At 72.7% G+C, this 17,746-nt stretch carries 12 protein-coding genes; 4 read left to right on the top strand and 8 right to left on the bottom strand.

From position 1 onward, the window contains the following. Positions 1–46: 46 nt before the first annotated feature. Both ACIA8X_RS16980 and ACIA8X_RS16975 read right to left on the bottom strand, forming a co-directional pair. Positions 47–529 (bottom strand): ATP-binding protein, encoded by a 483-nt coding sequence (locus ACIA8X_RS16980; protein WP_393447847.1) that lies wholly within the window; start codon positions 527–529, stop codon positions 47–49. Between the two features lie 573 nt (positions 530–1,102). Beyond that, the gene (locus tag ACIA8X_RS16975) at positions 1,103–1,720 is read right to left on the bottom strand and encodes a hypothetical protein (RefSeq protein WP_399458570.1); all 618 of its coding nucleotides are present in this window, start codon (positions 1,718–1,720) and stop codon (positions 1,103–1,105) included. Between the two features lie 254 nt (positions 1,721–1,974). Between ACIA8X_RS16975 and ACIA8X_RS16970 the strand changes: the two genes are divergently transcribed. Next, entirely contained in the window at positions 1,975–3,315 is a 1,341-nt protein-coding gene (locus ACIA8X_RS16970; RefSeq protein WP_393447843.1) for a helix-turn-helix domain-containing protein, read from the top strand. A 6-nt stretch (positions 3,316–3,321) separates the two neighbouring features. Here ACIA8X_RS16970 and ACIA8X_RS16965 read toward each other — a convergent pair whose 3' ends face one another. Continuing rightward, positions 3,322–4,626: a PP2C family serine/threonine-protein phosphatase gene (locus ACIA8X_RS16965; protein ID WP_399458568.1), complete on the bottom strand. Its 1,305-nt coding sequence runs from the start codon at positions 4,624–4,626 to the stop codon at positions 3,322–3,324. A 155-nt stretch (positions 4,627–4,781) separates the two neighbouring features. Further along, the gene (locus ACIA8X_RS16960; protein WP_399458567.1) at positions 4,782–8,540 is read right to left on the bottom strand and encodes a S8 family peptidase; all 3,759 of its coding nucleotides are present in this window, start codon (positions 8,538–8,540) and stop codon (positions 4,782–4,784) included. A 218-nt stretch (positions 8,541–8,758) separates the two neighbouring features. Here ACIA8X_RS16960 and ACIA8X_RS16955 point away from each other — a divergent pair, with 218 nt between their 5' ends. The 3 genes from ACIA8X_RS16955 to ACIA8X_RS16945 all read left to right on the top strand — a co-directional run bounded on the left by ACIA8X_RS16955 (position 8,759) and on the right by ACIA8X_RS16945 (position 12,763). Then, on the top strand, positions 8,759–9,748 hold the full coding sequence (locus tag ACIA8X_RS16955) for a helix-turn-helix transcriptional regulator (protein ID WP_393447837.1): 990 nt from the start codon (positions 8,759–8,761) through the stop codon (positions 9,746–9,748). A gap of 83 nt (positions 9,749–9,831) precedes the next feature. Continuing rightward, positions 9,832–10,314, top strand: coding sequence for a DUF456 domain-containing protein (locus ACIA8X_RS16950; protein ID WP_393447835.1), 483 nt, complete (start codon positions 9,832–9,834; stop codon positions 10,312–10,314). A gap of 112 nt (positions 10,315–10,426) precedes the next feature. After that, entirely contained in the window at positions 10,427–12,763 is a 2,337-nt protein-coding gene (locus ACIA8X_RS16945) for a glycosyl hydrolase family 95 catalytic domain-containing protein (RefSeq protein WP_399458566.1), read from the top strand. Between the two features lie 66 nt (positions 12,764–12,829). Here ACIA8X_RS16945 and ACIA8X_RS16940 read toward each other — a convergent pair whose 3' ends face one another. The 4 genes from ACIA8X_RS16940 to ACIA8X_RS16925 form a co-directional block, all read right to left on the bottom strand. Further along, positions 12,830–13,336 (bottom strand): methylated-DNA--[protein]-cysteine S-methyltransferase, encoded by a 507-nt coding sequence (locus ACIA8X_RS16940; protein WP_393447831.1) that lies wholly within the window; start codon positions 13,334–13,336, stop codon positions 12,830–12,832. Positions 13,337–13,338: 2 nt separating this feature from the next. Then, positions 13,339–14,739 (bottom strand): AlkA N-terminal domain-containing protein, encoded by a 1,401-nt coding sequence (locus ACIA8X_RS16935; RefSeq protein ID WP_393448079.1) that lies wholly within the window; start codon positions 14,737–14,739, stop codon positions 13,339–13,341. Positions 14,740–14,920: 181 nt separating this feature from the next. After that, positions 14,921–16,012, bottom strand: coding sequence for a ribosome small subunit-dependent GTPase A (gene rsgA / locus ACIA8X_RS16930; RefSeq protein WP_393447829.1), 1,092 nt, complete (start codon positions 16,010–16,012; stop codon positions 14,921–14,923). Positions 16,013–16,249: 237 nt separating this feature from the next. Continuing rightward, positions 16,250–17,740 (bottom strand): cellulose binding domain-containing protein, encoded by a 1,491-nt coding sequence (locus ACIA8X_RS16925; protein ID WP_393447827.1) that lies wholly within the window; start codon positions 17,738–17,740, stop codon positions 16,250–16,252. Positions 17,741–17,746: the final 6 nt, after the last annotated feature.

The raw sequence follows: 17,746 nt of genomic DNA, 5'->3' as shown, positions 1-17,746 counted from the left end.
CGGCGACTTCCGTTGTCGTACGCGCGTCACAAGGTGTCGTACGGCATCACGCGGCATCCGCGCCGAGCTCGAACCACACCGCCTTCCCCACGCCGTGCGCCCGCACACCCCAGGCGTCCGCGAGGGACTGGACCAGGACCAGGCCTCTGCCGTTCGTACCGTTGTCGGCGTTCGGTACGCGCAGTCTGGGCCGGCGGGCCACGAAGTCCCGTACCTCCACCCGGAGTCCACCAGGTCCGACGGTGGCCGTCAGGACCGCGTCATCGTCGGTGTGCACGATCGCGTTGGTGACGAGCTCGCTGGTGAGCAGTTCGGCTATGTCCGATCGTCCGGGCCTCCCCCAAGTCCGTAACAGTTCGCGCAGCGCCCTGCGTGCCTCCGGTACGGCCCGCAGGTCCGCCCGCCCGAGTCTGCGCCTGAGCTGAGACGTCTGCCTGTGTTCCCCCGTGCTCGCGGCCCTGTCCTCCACCGTCTCCACCGAGAAGGCCCCGATCGCTATGGGACCGCCTCCCCGTGCCTGCCTCTTCATGACCCCCGCCCGCGTGCCGATGTCGGTTCCCCTCCTGCTCGAACACGTTCACGGGAACCATTTCCCAGGTCGGACCCCCGACAGTCATGTCGAATCGTCAACGACCGGGTGTTCGGCCACGGTTGGGGCGGCCCGGGTGAGGTGGATGAAACCTGGAACGTCACCCACCGGCCGCCCGGGAGTCGCCGTACCCGACGGCCGAAACGGGTCGGCCACCGGCGACGTACGCTCTCACCGGGCCGGGGCGGGTCTCCGGCCAGGGGAGGCGAGGCGGTTCATCTGCTTCTGCACGGGGCGGCCGACCAGGGCGGTCCCGCACGGTTACGTGCCGACGGCCGCGGCGGTGTTCTTACGGTGGTGGATCGGTCCGTTCGCCTATTCCGGTCTGCCGTTACCGCCGTACTCCATACAGAGCTGAGACGGTTGGGGCTCGACGCGGACGCGCTGTCGGCTCCGGTGCCGAAGGCTGCGAAAACTGGCTGGAATTCGGTGCCATGGATGCGGGGCCGCCCGCCCGACCCCCGTCCGGGAGGGCGGCCCCGCTGGTGTGATGGTCCGGCGGTGGCGCGTCGGTCAGTAGAGCTTGTTGACCGCGGTGGTGGTCGTCTTCTTGAAGGCCTTCACCGGGGCGCTCGTGAAGTCGCCCATCTGCCCCCACTGCACGACGGTGACGGTCCCGCCGTCCCGGCCGACGGAGAAGAGGGAGATGTCCATGGCGCCCCAGGAGGCTCGGGTGTGCACCCCGTGGACGCGGGCGCCCTCCTCGACCGGCAGGCTGCCGAAGCTCCGGTACTCGGCCTCGATCTCCGGGTCGGCGTCGCTGCGCGCGGCGCAGGACCGGACCTCCTTGTCGAGGCGGGTGGCGAGGGCTTTGGCCTTGGCGTTGTCGCCCACGACGACGTTGAGCTGCTGGGCGTTGGTCTCCAGGTCGGTGCGGAAGGTGCGGTGGCGGGCGTCGTAGGCGAGCAGCGCGTCGCCGAAGCAGTACTGCATCTCCTCCGGGACGCCGTCGGTGACCTTGCCCGCGGTCCAGGCGGAGGAGGGGTGCGGCGGGAGTTCGGACGCCGCGAGGAACTTCGGTGCGGGCGCCTTGGTCGCCGCGCCGGCCGGTGCGGCGGAGAGTGCGGCGCCTGCGGTGAGGCACGCGACGGCGAGTGCGGCGAGCACGCCGGCTCGGGTGCGCTTGGGCATGGTTGTCCCCCGTGAGTGAGATGAGAGCGTGAAGAACTATCGGAACTCGGTCGTGTCACCGAAGCCGGATGGTCCGTCCGGCCGTAGGCCCTGTCGGCCTGGTCGGTGCGACACCAAAAGCATCAGCCGTCACAGCGGGCTGCCGCAAGCGCCGTCGCCCGATCCGCGACGGTGGAACCATCCCAGCCCTTCTGACGTGCAGGTATATGGGGTGCCTGGGATGCCGTCCCGGGCCGCAAGGACGCGGGGGAACTGTGTCGGAAGTGCAGGACGACGACGTCCAGGTGTTCGCGGCGCTGCTCAGACGCCTCAAGGAACGCACCGACCGCAGTTACGGCCAACTGGCCCGCCGCCTGAACATGAACACCTCCACGCTGCACCGCTACTGCGCCGGCGAAGCGGTCCCCCTCGACTTCGCGCCCGTGGAGCGCTTCGCGGCGCTGTGCCGGGCGACGCCGGAGGAGCGGGTGGAGCTGCACCGGCTGTGGATCCGGGCGGTGGCGGCGCGGCAGCGGGCACGGACGGCGGGTCCTCCCTCGACGGCCGATTCCACAACAGCTTCTGCTGCGGCGGCTCCTCCTACGGCGGACAGCGCCCCCTCACCCGCTGACGACGCCCCCTCCGAGCTGCCCGACGAACCGGCACCGACTCCGACCGAGCCTCCCCGCCGCCCCTGGTACCGCCGCCGCAGTCTCCTGGTCTCCGCCGCCGTGGCGACGGCGCTGCTCGCCACGCTCGGCAGCCTCACCGCCCTGCCGGACGACAACCGTCCCCGGGCCAGCGACTCCGTCCAGGGCGCCGATCCGACCCGTACGACGGAGCCGGGCACCCCCCGCCCGAAGTCGACCAGGTCCCCGAGCCCCTCCCCCACCAGCCCCTCGCCCTCGGTCGGCACGTCGAAGGAGAAGGAGTCCTCGGCCAAGCCCACCGAGACCGCCGGACAGCCCTCGAAGGAAGCCGACAAACAGCCCCCGTCCGGCGTTCCCCTCACCTGGAGCGCCGACTCCCATGTTTGGAACGCGGGCTGCGGCCATGACTACGTCACCTCCAAGTCCCCGCAGCAGGTGGCCCCGCCGCCGGCCCCGCAGGACGCCGCAGTCTGGGCGGCGAGCCAGAGCGCGGTGCACGGTCGGCAGACGATGGTGGAGATCAGCGTGCAGGGGCGGACGTCGACGGCCGTCGTCCTGGAGGCGCTCCGGGTGCGCGTCGTAGGCCGCTCGGCGCCCCTTGAGGGCAACTCGTACGCCATGAACAACGGCTGCGGTGGCGCGCTGACGCCCCGCTACTTCGACGTCGACCTGGACAAGGACCGGCCCATCGCCCGCCCGGTCGACGGCAACGACTCGGGCGTCACCATCCCGGCGATGCGGCTTCCGTATCGCGTGTCCGCCGAGGACCCGGAGGTGCTGCTGGTCGACGCGCAGACGACCGGTTGCACCTGTGACTGGTACCTCGAACTCGACTGGTCCTCGCAGGGCCGTACCGGCACGGTCCGCATCGACGACCACGGCCGCCCGTTCCGCACGACGAGCATCAAGGGGCTGCCGCGCTACGAGTACGACACCTCGGCCCGTGCATGGAGGGCTTACAGCTAGGGCCTGTCACGCCTCCCACACCGCCGCCGCCGTACGGTCGTCGGCGTAGCCCTTCACGCGGACCTGGGTGTCGGCCAAGAACTCGGCGAGGCCGGGGGGTTCGGGGGCGGACCAGCGGGCGGTCAGGTGGGCGGCCAGTTCGGGTTCGCCGCGCAGGGGGTCGGCGAGGCCGCCGGTGCACATCAGGAGGGTGTCTCCCGGGCGGGCCACCGAGGCGCGGAAGCGGAAGGGCTCGCGGGGCTCCTCCGGGGCGGGGTCGTAGGGGCTCGGGGGTGTGGTGATGCCGAGGTCCATGGTGAGGCGGTCGCCCTCGGGGGTTTCGGCCGGCAAGGAGCCGAAGCCGAGGACGGGTTCGCCGGTGGCGTCGGTGACGCGCGGCTCGATGTCCTGCCACTCGCCGTTCCGTAGGCGGAAGAGCCCGCCCACTCCCATGCCGAAGAAGACGCGCGTACGGCACTCGGGGTCGGCGGGGAGCAGCAGACAGCGCAGGGTCGCCGCGTACTCCTCCGGCTCGATGCCCTGTTCCGCGGCACTGGCGCGGAGTTTGCCGAGACTGCGGTCGGTGAGGCGGTGCAGGCCGGACTTCAGGTCGCCGCGCCGCGCGGCCCTGATGTCCTCCGCGAGCCTCGGGTGGCTGCGGCCGACGGCCCGGCCGATCCAGTGGCAGGCCTCGGTGGCGGCGCGGTGCGCGTTCGGGGTGGCGCGGGCGCCGGTTGCCATCGCCACCAGGATCAGGGCGTGGTCGCCGGTGCCGAAGCGGGCGGTGAGGAGCGAGTCGCGGCGGGGTTCGCCCCGGTAGCGGGCGGAGTCGCCGCGTGTGGAGACGGCGCGCAGGGTGCAGGCGCCGTAGTGCGCGCCGTCCAGGACGGTGTCGGCGACCAGGTCGTCGAGGTCGTCCGGGTCCGCGGGCGGGAGTGCGGTGGGTTCGGGGGCGTAGGTGGGTGGGCCGCTGCCCACGTAGGCGAGGGAGGGCGGAGGGAGGGTGGGGACGTCGACCTGGGTCGCCGTGCGGGGCGGCTCGGCGTCGTCATGCGTCGGCGCCGCGCGCTGCGGGGGCGGCGGCGCCTCCACCGTGAATCCCGGCGGCTTCGGCAGGCCCGCCGGGAAGGTCGACGGAACCTCTGCGGCGTCCGGGCCCGTCCGCGGCGACGGAAGGGTGGGCCCCTTCGCCGACACCCCCGCCGCCGAGGCGAACCGGTCGTCCAGTGAGTCGGGCGCGGCCGTCGGGCCGGTGTCCTCGGCGTAGTCGCCGTACAGCTGCCCCCACCAGTCGTCCTCGTGACCGGTGGGCCTTCCCCCCTGCTGGCTCATGCCCCCAATTGTCCACCGCTCGGGCCGGATGAAAACGGGGCATCAGGAAAATCCGACCCCAAGAGGCGATACATGTCGCCGGGCAGCCCCACCCCCCACGGGAGAGCCGCCCGGCGACTGCCGTGTGACCCGGGCCCAGATCCCCTTCGCGCGCGTCAGCGCACGTCGTAGGCCCGGGTCACGATCTGGGTGACCGAAGTGCCGTTGGCATCGGTCAGGATTGCCTTGAGTGTGACCGGTTTTCCTGTCGCTGCGCTGTGGTTCACGACCGCCTTCCAGCTCCCGTCGTCCTGCCGTTCCGTCCGCGCCTCGGTCCATGTCTCACCGTCGTCGTACGAGTAGGCGAGCCCGGCCTCGGTCAACTCCCCGGGCTCGTAGCCCGCGTGCCCCGTCGCCGTGAGGGTGATCGCCTGACCGTCCTCGGCGGGGAGTGTCTTCAGACCGTCCTCCGGGAGCGTGTACCTCGGGAACAGCAACGGTATGCCCTGCGAGTACGTGTCCTCGTCCGGCGCCGAGCGGAAGGACCAGGTCGTCGTCGTGCTCGTCGAGCGATTCCAGGCCCGGGACGGAGGGCCGATCTTCGCGGTGTCGAGGGTGAGTTCGTACGTCGACTCCTCGGCCGGGACCGTGAACACCCCGAACGGGTACGGGCTCTGGCCGATCGTCTCGCCGCCCCGCCGCAGGGTCATGCCGCCGATGTCACCGAAGCTCCCCTGCACTCCCTGGTGTTGACCGTCGCCCCAGAAGCCGGGCGCCACGCCGATCAGGTTGCCCTGCCGTTCGGCTGCGAGGGCCGGCCGGCCGCTGTCGTCGAGCGGGGTCGCCGGTGCGAGGACGCCGCCGTACCACTCCTCGGTCCGCCGCTCCCCCTTCTCGTACGTCCGCATGGGGTCGATCATGAACTCGCCCCACGGGAAGCTGCTGGACACCTCGTGCTCCCAGCCGGTGGCGCCCGGCGAGTGGTACTCGGTGCGCCGGAAGGGCGCGGGGACCGTCTCCAGCGCGCCGAAGTAGCCGGTCAGGCCGTTCGGGCGGGTCATGGAGGTCAGGTCGATGTGGTCGGTGGCGGCGGACGCCATCGAGCGGTACGTCGCCGTCGTCGCCGCCAGGTCCCGGTCCCGGACGCGGTAGGTGCGGTCGTCGCCGATCGGGCCCTTCTCCGGGAAGGCGAGGTTGTAGACGTACGGGCTCTTGGCGGTGGCCTTCCACCGCAGGGTCACGTCCCCGGCCGCGAGCAGCGCCTTCGCCTCGTCCGCCGGGACGGCGAGGACCGGCAGCGGGCCGCCGGTGAAGCCGGCCGACGGGTACCAGCGGCCCGGGGCGTCACGGTGGACGAGGACCGCCACGGCGCCTGCCGCCTTCGCGCGCGTCGCGACCTCGTACGCGCTCCCGCCGTCCGGGATCCCGACGAGCGCGATCTTTCCGGCCGCTCCCGAAAGTTCGTCCTCCGTACCGGACTTGGCGTCGAAGAGCGGCGCCCGGCCCGTGCCGTCGAGGTTGGCGGAGCTGAAGGAGGCGGTGGTCGGGTGCAGGGAGCGGCCGCCCGCCACGGCGAGTTCGGTGATCTGCGGGGCCGCCGCGCGCCAGAAGCTGTCGAACTCGAAGTCCCCGTCGCTCGCCCTGCCGGTGACGGAGGCGTAGTAGCCGCGCAGCTCGCGTCCGCCGACCGCGGTGCCCGCGTGCAGCCAGGTGTCGTCCCAGCTGCGGGCGAATCCGAGGGTGGCGCCCCGGAGTTCGGACGGTCGGTCCGTCCTGACGGTCAGGCGGTGGGCCTTGCGGGCGTCGAGGACGACGGTCGTGTCGTCGCGGATCTCCAGCTGCGGACGGCCGAGGTAGGTGAGCGAGTCGAGGAGCGTGCCCCCGGTCCCGGGGGTCGTGACGAAGCTGGAGAGGAAGTACGCGCCGGGGCGGATCCGGTACGTCTGATCGCCGGCGCCCTCGTTGAAGCGGCGCTCCCCGCTCGCGTCGTCGGTGCCGATCAGGTCGACGGAGGAGGCACCGTCGGCGGGCTTGCCGAGGCGGTCGATCAGCTTCACGCGCAGGGTGACGGTCTCGGGCTGGACGTACAGCGCGAAGGGCGTGGAGACGGTGCCGCCGTCGTCTGCCGTGGCGAGGACGCGGCCGGTGATGTCGCCGTACTGGGCCCGCTTGAGCGTGGCCGTCGGGTCGATCCGCAGGGGGACCTCGACCGTGGCCCCGGCTGGGACGGTGACCGAGCGGGCGCCGAGCCGGGCGACCGTTGAGCGGACGGTGGAGCCGTCGTTGCCGGTGACGGCGGGCACCGTCAGCTTCAACTCCACCGCCCTGTCCGTGGTGTTGGTGTAGGGCACGGCGACCGTCGTGCGGTCGCTCGCGTCCTGCGGCCAGGTGAAGGTCCCGGCCTGGAGCGCGGGTGCGCCCAGCACCTTCTGGTCGATCGCGGCGCCGACGTCGAGGCGCCCGCCGCCCGTCTCGCGCACGTGGCCGGGGATGTCCGCGTCGGCGGAGGCGACGAGGGCCGCCTTGATCCGCTGGGCGCTCCAGTCGGGGTGGCGCTGCTTGACGATCGCCGCGGCACCCGCGACATGCGGGGTCGCCATCGACGTACCGCTCATGGCTTGATACGCGTACACGCCGCGCCCGCCCGCCTGCGCCGCGGAGATGCCGACGCCCGGTGCGGCGATCTCCGGCTTGAGGGTGTGCGAGCCGTACGCCGGGCCGCGGCTGGAGAAGGAGGCCGTGGAGTCGTCGCGGTCGACGGCGCCGACGGTCAGGACGCTCGGGGCGCAACCCGGGGACGAGACCGTGTTGTTGCCGGGTCCGGTGTTGCCCGCGGCGATGACGAAGAGGGTGTTCTCGCCGGCCCGGGCCAGCTCCTCCGTCGCCTGGGCCATCGGGTCCGTGCAGTCGGTGCGGGCCGGGTTGCCGAGGCTCATCGAGACGACGTCGGCGCCCTGGTCGACGGCCCACTGCATACCGGCGATGATCCACGAGGTCTCGCCGGAGCCGTAGTCGTTGAGGACCTTGGCGTTGAGGAGGTCGGCTGCGGGGGCGACGCCCTTCTTCCTGCCGTCGCTCGCGGCGCCCGTGCCGCCGACGGTGGAGGTGGTGTGGGTGCCGTGGCCGTTGTGGTCGCCGTCGTCCGGGGAGTCGGTGAAGTTCTTCGACGCGGTGATACGGCCCTTGAGGTCGGGGTGTTCGGCGTCGACGCCGGTGTCGAGGACGGCGACCTTGGTGCCCTTGCCGTCGTATCCGGCGGCCCAGGCCTCGGGGGCGTGCGCCTGGCGGGTCGAGCGGTCGAGGGTGGCCTCGACCTTGGCGTCGAGCCACAGCTTCTTCAGGTCGCCGGCCGCGCGGGATCGGGGGTTCGTGAGGTCCGCCCAGAAGTCGGCTGCCTTCTTCTTGTCGGCCTCCAGGGCGACCGCGTCGATCGGGTCGAGGACGAGGCCGCGTTCGGCGCCGCGCGGGGTGGGCGGGACGGTTCGGGCGACGGAGCGGTCGTACGTGGCGATCAGCGGGAGCGTGCGGCGGTGCGCGTCGTCGTAGCCCTGGCGGACCAGGCCGGTGACGTTGAAGAGCTCCTCGTCGACCAGGCCGTCGGCGATCGCCTCGACCGCGGCCTGGGGGTAGACGTACAGGTCGTCGCCGGACCGGCGGGTCTGGGTGAAGGGGGTCGTGCCGTCCGCGCCGGGCAGGGCGACCGCCCCGTCCCGGGTGACGAGGACACGGTCGCCGGTGACGAGGGTGACGACGGAGCCGGCGCCCGAGCCGGGGGTGGCGCCGGGGGTGGCGCCGGGGGTGGCCCCGGGTGCGGGTACGGCGGTTGCCGCGTGCGTCGATGCGGCGGTTGCCGCGTGCGTGGGTACGGCTGTCGTCACGGCCAGGATGGCGGCGGTCGCCGCGCCCAGCGCCGTACGCGGTATCGCTCTCCCCAAGATCGTCTCTTCCCGTGCTGCCGCCTGCCCGGCGGCGCGAAAGCGCAGGCCAAGGAGGCCCAAGTCGGGCAAAGCGGGCGGTGGTTGATGCTGCGGTGGCGACACCTTGGCAGAGTGACGGGTGGTGCGGCGATGATGTGCGGAGGCGGTTTTCCGCCGTGGCCGTTTTCCGCCACGGGCCGGACACCGGTGTTCGACTTGGGGAGGGGCGCGGCCCGATGCTGGGAGCGATCGGTCTCGACGAGACGCATGAATCCGCGTACCGGGCCCTGGTGTCCGTGGGCGCCGCCGACCTACCGGATCTCGCGCGGCGGCTGACACTCGGCGAGTACGACACCGAGCGCGCCCTGCGCCGACTGGAGCGGCACGGACTCGCGGCCCAGTCCTCCGCGCGCCCCGGCCGCTGGGTCGCCGCGCCGCCCGGGGTGGCGCTGGGCGCCCTGCTCACCCAGCAGCGGCACGAGCTGGAGAAGGCGGAGCTGGCCGCCGCGATGCTCGCCGAGGAGTACCGGGCGGGGACCACCGAGCCCGCCGTGCACGACCTGGTCGAGGTGGTGATCGGGGCGGCCGCGGTGTCGCAGCGGTTCCTGCAGCTCCAGCTCGGCGCGAGCGAGGAGGTGTGCGCACTGGTCACCGGCAGTCCGGTCGCCGTCACCGGCATGGAGAACGACGCGGAGGAGCAGGCCGCCGATCGCGGCGTGCGCTACCGGGTGGTCCTGGAGCGCTCCGTCCTGGACCAGCCGCACGGCATCACCGAGCTGTCCGCCGCGCTCGGCCGCGAGGAGCAGGTACGGGTGGTGGAGCAGGTCCCGACCAAGCTGGTGATCGCCGACCGCACCCTCGCCCTCGTACCGCTCACCTCGCACACCTCGGAGCCGGCCGCGCTGGTCGTCCACGCGAGCGGGCTCCTGGAGCTCCTCTCCGGGCTGTTCGAGTCGGTGTGGCGGGAGGCACTGCCGGTCCGGCTCGGCACGTCCGGCGTCACCGAGCAGCAGCCGGACGGGCCCGACGAGACCGACCTGGAGGTGCTCTCCCTGCTGCTGGCCGGCCTGACCGACGCGAGCGTGGCCAAGCAGCTGGACCTGGGCCTGAGGACCGTGCAGCGCCGGGTGAAGCGGCTGATGGAGCTGACCGGGGTGACGACTCGGCTGCAGCTGGGGTGGCACGCGTATGAGCGGGGGTGGGTGGCCCGGGAGCGGCAGGGGTGACGGGGATGACAGCGATGACAGGGATGCACCGACGGCGTAACCGCTGATCTGCGTGTTCTCGTCGGCTCCGGCACTCTGGTCAGATGGGAGTGTGGGACCTCCTGCTGGTCGGCCTGGTCCTCCTGCTCGGCCTGTGCGGAGTACTGGTGCCCGGGGTGCCGGGGTCGTGGCTGGTGTGGGCCGCGGTCATGTGGTGGGCGCTGAAGGACCCCCAGCCGGTCGCGTGGTGGGTGCTCGTGGGGGCCACCGTCGCGCTGTTCCTCTCCCAGGTGGTGCGCTGGGCACTGCCGCCCCGCCAACTGCGCCCGAGCTGGGCGAGCCGTCGTATGGCGGCGTACGCCGGAGCGGGCTCCTTCTTCGGCTTCTTCCTGATCCCCGTCCTGGGCGCGATCCCCGGCTTCATGGCCGGCATCTACATCGAGGAACGCCTCCGACTCGGCCGCCACGGTGAGGCGATGGCCGCGCTTCGGACGGCGATGCGGTCGGGCGGGTCGAGTGTGCTGGTGGAGCTGTTCACCTGCGAGCTGATCGCGGGGGCGTGGTTGGGCGCGGTGATCTGGGGCTGACACATCGGGTCTCTCCCGCCATATTGACGACCTGGCACCCCTTCTCTACGTTGCGTCGCGGGATAGCTCCGATGAATCGCAGACGTAACTGTACGAGCCGCCGGGAGGCGCAATGCCCAGCCCGTCCAGACGTACCGTGCTCGCCACCGGATCCGCTCTCGGCGGGACCCTCCTCACCGGCGGGCTCCCCGCCCAGGCAAGCGCGGCCGACCCCGAAACCGACGGGAAGGCCACCCACGACGGCCCTTCCGACCCTTGGCGCACCGTCCTCGCCGACGCCGACCTCGTCTGGCAGCGCATGCCCACGACCTGGTACGAGGGCCCCTTCCTCGGCAACGGCTTCCTCGGTTCCGGCATCTACGCCGAGCCGGGCGCCGAGACGAGCGCCGTCCGCTTCAACGTCCAGCACTCCGAGGTGCAGGACCACCGCCCCGAGTACGGCTCCCTCTTCGGGCTGGCCCGCCTCCCGATCGGCCACTTCACCCTGGAGCCGGTGGGCACGATCACCGGCCTGGACTGGCGCCTCGGCCTGCGGGACGCCGAACTGACCGGCACGCTCACCACGGACCAGGGCACGCTCGCCCTGCGCGCCCTGGTCCACACCGACCGCTCGGTCCTCGCCGTCGAGGTCACCCCGAGCGCGGGTGAGCGCGGCTTCCGGTGGGTGTTCCACCCGGCGGACGCGATCAGCCCCCGCGCGGCCTTCAAACCGCTCCCCGACGGCTACCGGGGCAATCCGCCCGCCGAGGTCGCCGAGCACGACGGAGTGTCCGCCGCCGTACAGCCCCTGCTGGCGGGCGGCCAGCATGTGACGGCGTGGCGGGAGCGCCGCAGCGGCGGCACGGCGCGGACGCTGTACGTCCATGTCGCGCACTCCCACCCGGGGACGACGGCGCTGGACCGGGCGCTCAGGGCCGTACGCAGGGCGAGCCCGCTCCCCTACTCCGCCCTGGCGCTGACGCACCGCGCCTGGTGGCACACCTACTACCGCAAGAGCTTCCTCTCCGTGCCCGACGCCCGACTCCAGCGCTTTTACTGGATCCAGCTCTACAAGACCGCCTCCGCCGCCCGCCGCGACGCCCCGGTGATGGCGACCTGCGGACCCTGGCTGGAGTCCACGCCCTGGCCCAACACCTGGTGGAACCTCAACGCCCAGTTGGAGTACTGGCTGATCCACGGCTCCAACCACCTCGAACTCGACGCGATCACCCGCTCGCTCGGCGAGTTCCGGGACAACTTGGCCAAGGAGACGGCTGCCCCGTACCGCGCCGACTCCCTCGGCATCCCGCGCACCACGGACCCCCGGCTGGTCAACGGCGCCGCCAGCACCCTCATGGGCTACGGCGTCGGCATCCCCGGCCAGGACCCGCCGACCCCGGAGGTCGGCAACCTCACCTGGGCGCTGCACAACGTCTGGCTCAGCTACCGCCACACGATGGACGAGTCGATCCTCGGAGACGTCCTCTTCCCCCTGCTCCGCAAGGCGATCACCTACTACCTGCACTTCCTGGAGCCCGGCCCGGACGGCCGGCTGCACCTCCCGGCCACCTTCTCCCCGGAGTACGGCGGCAACTCACAGGACTGCAACTACGACCTGATGCTGCTGACCTGGGGCTGCCGTACGCTCCTCGACTCGGCCGAACTCCTCGGCATCGACGACGAGTTGGCGCCGCGCTGGCGCGAGGTGCTGGCCAGGCGGGCGCCGTACCCGACCGACGCGAACGGCTTCATGATCGGCGCGGACATCCCGTTCGCGAAGTCTCACCGCCACTACTCACACCTGCTCGCGGTGTACCCGCTGTACGAGCTGACCGGCCGCACGCCCGACGAACGCGCCCTGATCGAGCGGTCGTTGGCGCATTGGGTGGGCTTCGAGGGCGCCCTGCAGGGCTACACGTTCACCGGCGCGGCGTCGATGTCGGCGCTGCTCGGCAAGGGCGAGGACGCGCTGAGGTACCTGGGCGAGCTGATGGCCCGTTTCATCCAGCCCAACACCATGTACAAGGAGTCGGGCCCGGTCATCGAGACCCCGCTGTCGGCGGCCCAGTCCCTGCACGACATGGTCTGCCAGTCCTGGGGCGGAGTGATCCGCGTCTTCCCGGCCCTCCCCGCCGCCTGGGCCGACCTGACGGTGCACGACTTCCGCACGCAGGGCGCCTTCCTGCTGTCGGCGGTCCGCGAGGGCGGGGCCACCCGCTGGGTACGGCTGACCAGCGAGGCGGGCGCCCCCTGCGTCGTACGGCATGGCATCGCGGAGCCGGTCGACGTGCGGGACGACCAGGGCCGGCCGCTGCGGTACTCCGACGCCGACGAGGGGGCGATCCGCGTCGCCCTGCCGAAGGGCCGGTCGGCCCTGATCACGGCGTGCGGCGACCGCCCGGACCTGAGGATCGCACCGGTACGGCCGAACGAGGAGGCACCTGCGTGGGGGCTGCCGCGCACGGACTAGGCCGACGGGCCTGGAGCCTGTCCGGAGGATCAGGCCGGCCCTAGAAGACGGCCCACCTCGGACTCGTCACCCCGCGCCCTGGATCGCCCCCTCCAGCGTGAGCAGCCGCACCTTGCGTTCGAGGCCGCCCGCGTACCCGGTCAGTGACCCGTCGGCGCCGATCACGCGATGGCACGGACGCAGGACCAGCAGCGGGTTGGCTCCGATCGCACCGCCGACCGCCCGAACGGCGGCGCGGGGCGCACCGATGCGCGCGGCGATCTCGCCGTACGTGGTCGTCGCGCCGTACGGAACGGTGCCGAGGGCGGCCCACACCCGCTCCCGGAACTCACTCCCCTCGCTGCGCAACTCCAGCTGGAACTCCTTGAGTTCACCGGCGAAGTAGGCGGTGAGCTGTTCCTCGGCCGCGCGGAAGAGCGCGGGGTCGTGGCGCCAGCCGTCCTGGACGGTGCGGCCGCCCTTCTGCCCCGGCACGGAGAGGGAGGTCAGGGCGCCGGTCGTCGGGTCGGCGGTGAGGAGGATGCGGCCGAGCGGGCTGTCGAGCTCGGTCCAGTGGATGGTCAGGGCGGTCATGCTTACTCCAACTCCCCTGCTGCACGCAGGTGTTGCCAGGCGTAGGAGCGCCAGGGGCGCCAGCTGTCGGGGACGTCGACGCCGGGCGGGGCGACGTCCGGGTCACCGAGGGCGCGGGTGCGGATGACGGCGACGGTACGGGCGTCGAGGCCGGGCAGACCGAGCAGCGCGGCCTGCGCGGCGTCGCGCTCCGCCCCCGGGTCCAGCCGTACGGCACCGTCGGCGAGGGCGGCGGCGAGCGCGCCCAGGGGGCCATCGGGCTCGGCCTCGGCGAGGGCGGCCGGTTCGGGGAAGAGATGGGTGAGGCTGCCGGAGGGCGAGTCGAGCGCCTTGCCGTACCGCACCACCAGCCGCTCCGCCTCCGCCGGACCGACCAGTTCCCGAACCGCCAGCTCCTCCGGGTCGGCGGCACCGGGCGAGCGCAGCCCCGGCCGGGCGGCGACCATCGGCCCGAGCCGGCCATCGGCGCCGAGCCGCTCGTCGACGGCGTACGGATCGGCGTCGAGGTCGAAGAGGCGCCGCAGCCGGTGGACGGCGGTGGTCAGGTCGCGGGGGTCGGTGAGGTGGAGACGGGCGTCGAGCCAGCCGCCCGGGTGGGCGCCGCCCTGTGCCCTGGAGGCACCGGTCCGCTCGTCGACGGCGACGATTCCGGTGCCGTGAGGGAGGCGGAGGGTGCGCCGATAGGTCCGGCGCCCGGGCAGCCCGGTCACCACCTCCACTCCGGGTACGGCCTCGCGCTCCAGCAGGTCGAAGACGGCGCCGCTCTGATACGGGCCCCGATACGCCAGCCGCAGCGGTATCCCGGCCGACGGAGTGCCCGTACGCCGGGTGCCCCGACCGCCTTTCGGTGCGGCGGCGGCCCGCAGCTCGCTCGGCGTCGACGCGTACACCTCCCTGATCGTGTCGTTGAACTGCCGCACGCTGGCGAACCCGGAGGCGAACGCGATCTCGGTGATCGGCAGCTCGGTGGTCTGCAGAAGTACCCGCGCGGTGTGCGCCCGCTGGGCCCGCGCGAGCGCCACCGGCCCGGCGCCGAGCTCGGCGGTGAGCTGCCGCTGCACCTGCCGGGCGCTGTACCCGAGCCGCGCGGCGAGCCCGGCGACGCCCTCCCGGTCGACGATCCCGTCACCGATCAGCCGCATCGCCCGCCCCACCGCGTCGGCCCGCACATTCCATTCGGCGGACCCCGGCACGGCATCCGGCCGACACCGCCGGCAGGCCCGGAAACCCGAGCCCTGCGCGGCGGCGGCGGTCGGGAAGAACCGCACGTTGTGCCGCTTCGGGGTGACCGCCGGGCAGCTGGGACGGCAGTAGATGCCGGTCGTCTCGACGGCGAAGAAGAACTCGCCGTCGAAACGACCGTCCCGGCTGCGGACCGCCTCGTACCTGGTGTCTTGGTCCATCACGGTGTCCAGTGTCCGCCGTGGGCGGGGGCTGGGCTAGCGGAAATCGGACGTGACGCTGACCCACCAGCCCGTTGGGGGTGCCCCCTCTGGGGGAGTTTGAGGACGAGGCCCGTTCAGGGCCGAAGCGGGGGTGCGGGGGCGGCAGCCCCCCCAGACGGCCACCAAGTCACCGGAACCGTCACCGCCAACGCCCCCGCTTCACCTCCATCGCCGCGCGCCCCTCGGCCCCCTTCCGCTTCCAGTCCCGCCGAAGCTCCGCACGGACCCTCGCATCCGTCTTGGCCACGATCCGCTGGTTCTCCCGCAGCAGCTTGCGGTAGCTCTCCAGCCGTCGCTGCGGCAACTCACCGGCGTCGATCGCGGCCAGCACGGCGCACCCCGGTTCGGCCTCGTGCGCGCAGTCCAGGAAGCGGCACCGCTCGGCCAGTTCCTCGATCTCCGAGAAGACCTGGCCGACCCCCGTCCCGGCATCCCAGAGCCCGACACCGCGCAGCCCCGGGGTGTCGATCAGGACCCCGCCCCCGGGCAGGGCGAGCAGATTGCGCGTGGTGGTCGTGTGCCGCCCCTTGCCGTCGACGTCACGCGCGGCCTGGACCTCCATGACGTCCTCGCCGAGCAGCGCGTTCGCGAGCGTCGACTTGCCCGCGCCGGACTGCCCGAGCAGCACGGACGTACCGCCGGACACGAGGGCGACGAGCACGTCGAGCCCGTCCCCGTCCACGGCGCTGACCGCGAGCACGGGCACCCCCGGCGCCGTGGTCTCCACATCCTGGACGAGATGCGACAACGTCACCGCGTCCGGCACGAGGTCGGCCTTGGTGAGGACAACGACGGGCTGCGCGCCCGACTCCCAGGCCAGCGCGAGGAACCGTTCGATCCGGCCGAGGTCGAGTTCGACGGCCAGCGACACGGCGACGATGGCGTGATCGACGTTGGCGGCGAGGATCTGCCCCTCGGACCGCTTGGAGGAGGTGGAGCGCACGAAGGCGGTACGGCGCGGCAGATACTCGCGTACGTAGCGCGGATTGCCCGCGGGTTCGACGGCGACCCAGTCACCCGTGCACACGACCCGCAGGGGATCGTTCGGGGTGACGAAGGCCGTGTCGGCCCGTACGACGCCGTCGGCGGTGACGACATCGCACTGCCCGCGGTCGACCCGCACGACCCGCCCGGGCAGCAGCCCCTCGGCGTCGTACGGGGTGAACGCGTCGGCCCAGGCCGAGTCCCAGCCGTAGGGAGCCAACGCGGAGTGAACAGAGGTGGAAGTCAACGGGTGACCCTTCACAAGGGCGGCCCCGGCAGCCGCGTACGCAGGACGCGGAGAGGTCAGGTGTGATCAGCCGGTGGCCGCGGAGGTGGACTTGACGAACTGGATGCGGGCAGTGCTCATCGCAAAGACAGCCATCGGTCGACACCTCCTCACCTACGTCAGATACGTCCCCTCGGCGGCGGCCACCGGCCACCGCTCTGAACCGCCGTCACTGTAGCCCGGCCCCACGAACACCCGTCAACTGGTTTTCGCGCAGTCGCGCCCGTTCAACGTGAAGTCGTGCGCCGCCGAGTTCTCGCCCTCCCAGGAGGCGATGAACCCGAAGGAGAGTGTGTCGTTCGCGCGGATCGTCTTGTTGTAGTCGGCGGCCTTGGCGGTGACCCGGGAGCCGTTCTGGGCGAAGCTCGCGTCCCACATCTGGCCGACCTCCTGGCCGTCGCGGAAGGACCAGGCGACGCGCCAGCCGTCGAGGGCCTGTTCGGTGGTGACGGTGACGGTGGCCTGGAAGCCGTCGGGCCATTCGTTGACGAGGTCGTAGTGGACGCTGCACGTCGACGCCTCGCTCGGGGACGGGTCCGGGTCGTCCTCCTCGGCCGTGGAGGAGGTGGTGCCCTGGGGCTCCGGGTCGGGGTTCTTCGGCTCGGGCGACTCGTCGCGCGGGGTGGTCCGCGACGGTTCCGGCGAGTGTGACGCGGGCTGCGTGGCAGAGGTCACCGGCGCGGTGAAGCCGGGGCCGGCGACCGGCTGGCGGTCGGAGGGGTCACCGCCCGCGGGGGCGCCGTCCCCGGTGGAGCCGGCGGGCATCACCGACACCGCGAGGGCGAGCGCGGAGACGAGGACGGCGGCGACGAGCAGGCCGTTGCGCACGACACGCGCCTTGTGCGCCCCAGGGTTCGGCGGGCCCCCGTCCATGTCCCCGTGGTCGGGGCGTCCGGCGCCGAGGCGCACCTCGGCGGCCCGGCGGCGGCGCTCCAGATAGGCGAGGCCGCCCCAGCCGATGACACCGCCGGCGAGGGCACCGGGCAGGCCGCCGCCGTGCAGGCGCAGACAGGCGGCGGCCTCGGCGCACTGCACGCACGTGGCGAGGTGACGGGAGAGGTCGTCCGGGGTGTCGGCGCCCGTCGAGCGGGTGACGGCGTCGAGGAGGCGGGCGTAGCTGCGGCAGTGCGCGTCCATCGGCGTGTCGAGATGGTTGCGCTGGCTGCGGTCCCTGAACAGGCCCCGCACCTGGGCGAGTTCATCGGACAGGGAGTCCGGGTCGAGGCCGAGCCGGCGGGCCACGACGGGCAGCGGCAGCGCCTCCACCTCGGCCAGCCAGAGCAGCGCGGCGTCCGGTTCCTGCATGTCGCGCAGTGCGCGCAGCGCGACCGGGCGCTGCAGCGGGGGTCCGGTGTAGCGGGCGGCCTTGTCGGAGTTGAGCCACAGGCGCAGGTCGGGGTCCAGCTTGTGGCCCTGCCCGCTCTCCTCCCACCCGGCCGCCGTGGTGCGTACGGCGGTCAGGAGGAGAGGGATCCGGGGCAGGCGGGCCGAGCGGCGGCCCGCGATCCTGAAGGTCACGGTCTCGGCCTCGCGGGCCTCGCGTATGCCGGACGAGAACGCCTCCGCGGCCAGCTGACCGGCCGCGGTGGAGCCGGCCGTGCACAGATCGGCGTACGAGAGCACGGCGTCCCAGCACTCGGAGAACAGCGCGGCCTCGGTGGCGTCCTGGGGGGTCGGCAGGTCGGGCATGAGACT

The sequence above is a fragment of the Streptomyces sp. NPDC051738 genome, from assembly GCF_044453205.1.
Taxonomy (GTDB): domain Bacteria; phylum Actinomycetota; class Actinomycetes; order Streptomycetales; family Streptomycetaceae; genus Streptomyces.
This window is presented reverse-complemented; position numbering and strand designations above follow the sequence as displayed.

Excerpts from the sequence above, each read along its gene's own strand:
- ACIA8X_RS16980 (WP_393447847.1), bottom strand. The coding sequence starts at position 529 with ATGAAGAGGCAGGCACGGGGAGGCGGTCCCATAGCGATCGGGGCCTTC.
- ACIA8X_RS16975 (WP_399458570.1), bottom strand. The coding sequence starts at position 1,720 with ATGCCCAAGCGCACCCGAGCCGGCGTGCTCGCCGCACTCGCCGTCGCG.
- ACIA8X_RS16965 (WP_399458568.1), bottom strand. The coding sequence starts at position 4,626 with ATGAGCCAGCAGGGGGGAAGGCCCACCGGTCACGAGGACGACTGGTGG.
- ACIA8X_RS16955 (WP_393447837.1), top strand. The coding sequence starts at position 8,759 with ATGCTGGGAGCGATCGGTCTCGACGAGACGCATGAATCCGCGTACCGG.
- ACIA8X_RS16950 (WP_393447835.1), top strand. The coding sequence starts at position 9,832 with ATGGGAGTGTGGGACCTCCTGCTGGTCGGCCTGGTCCTCCTGCTCGGC.
- ACIA8X_RS16945 (WP_399458566.1), top strand. The coding sequence starts at position 10,427 with ATGCCCAGCCCGTCCAGACGTACCGTGCTCGCCACCGGATCCGCTCTC.
- ACIA8X_RS16940 (WP_393447831.1), bottom strand. The coding sequence starts at position 13,336 with ATGACCGCCCTGACCATCCACTGGACCGAGCTCGACAGCCCGCTCGGC.
- ACIA8X_RS16935 (WP_393448079.1), bottom strand. The coding sequence starts at position 14,739 with ATGGACCAAGACACCAGGTACGAGGCGGTCCGCAGCCGGGACGGTCGT.
- ACIA8X_RS16925 (WP_393447827.1), bottom strand. The coding sequence starts at position 17,740 with ATGCCCGACCTGCCGACCCCCCAGGACGCCACCGAGGCCGCGCTGTTC.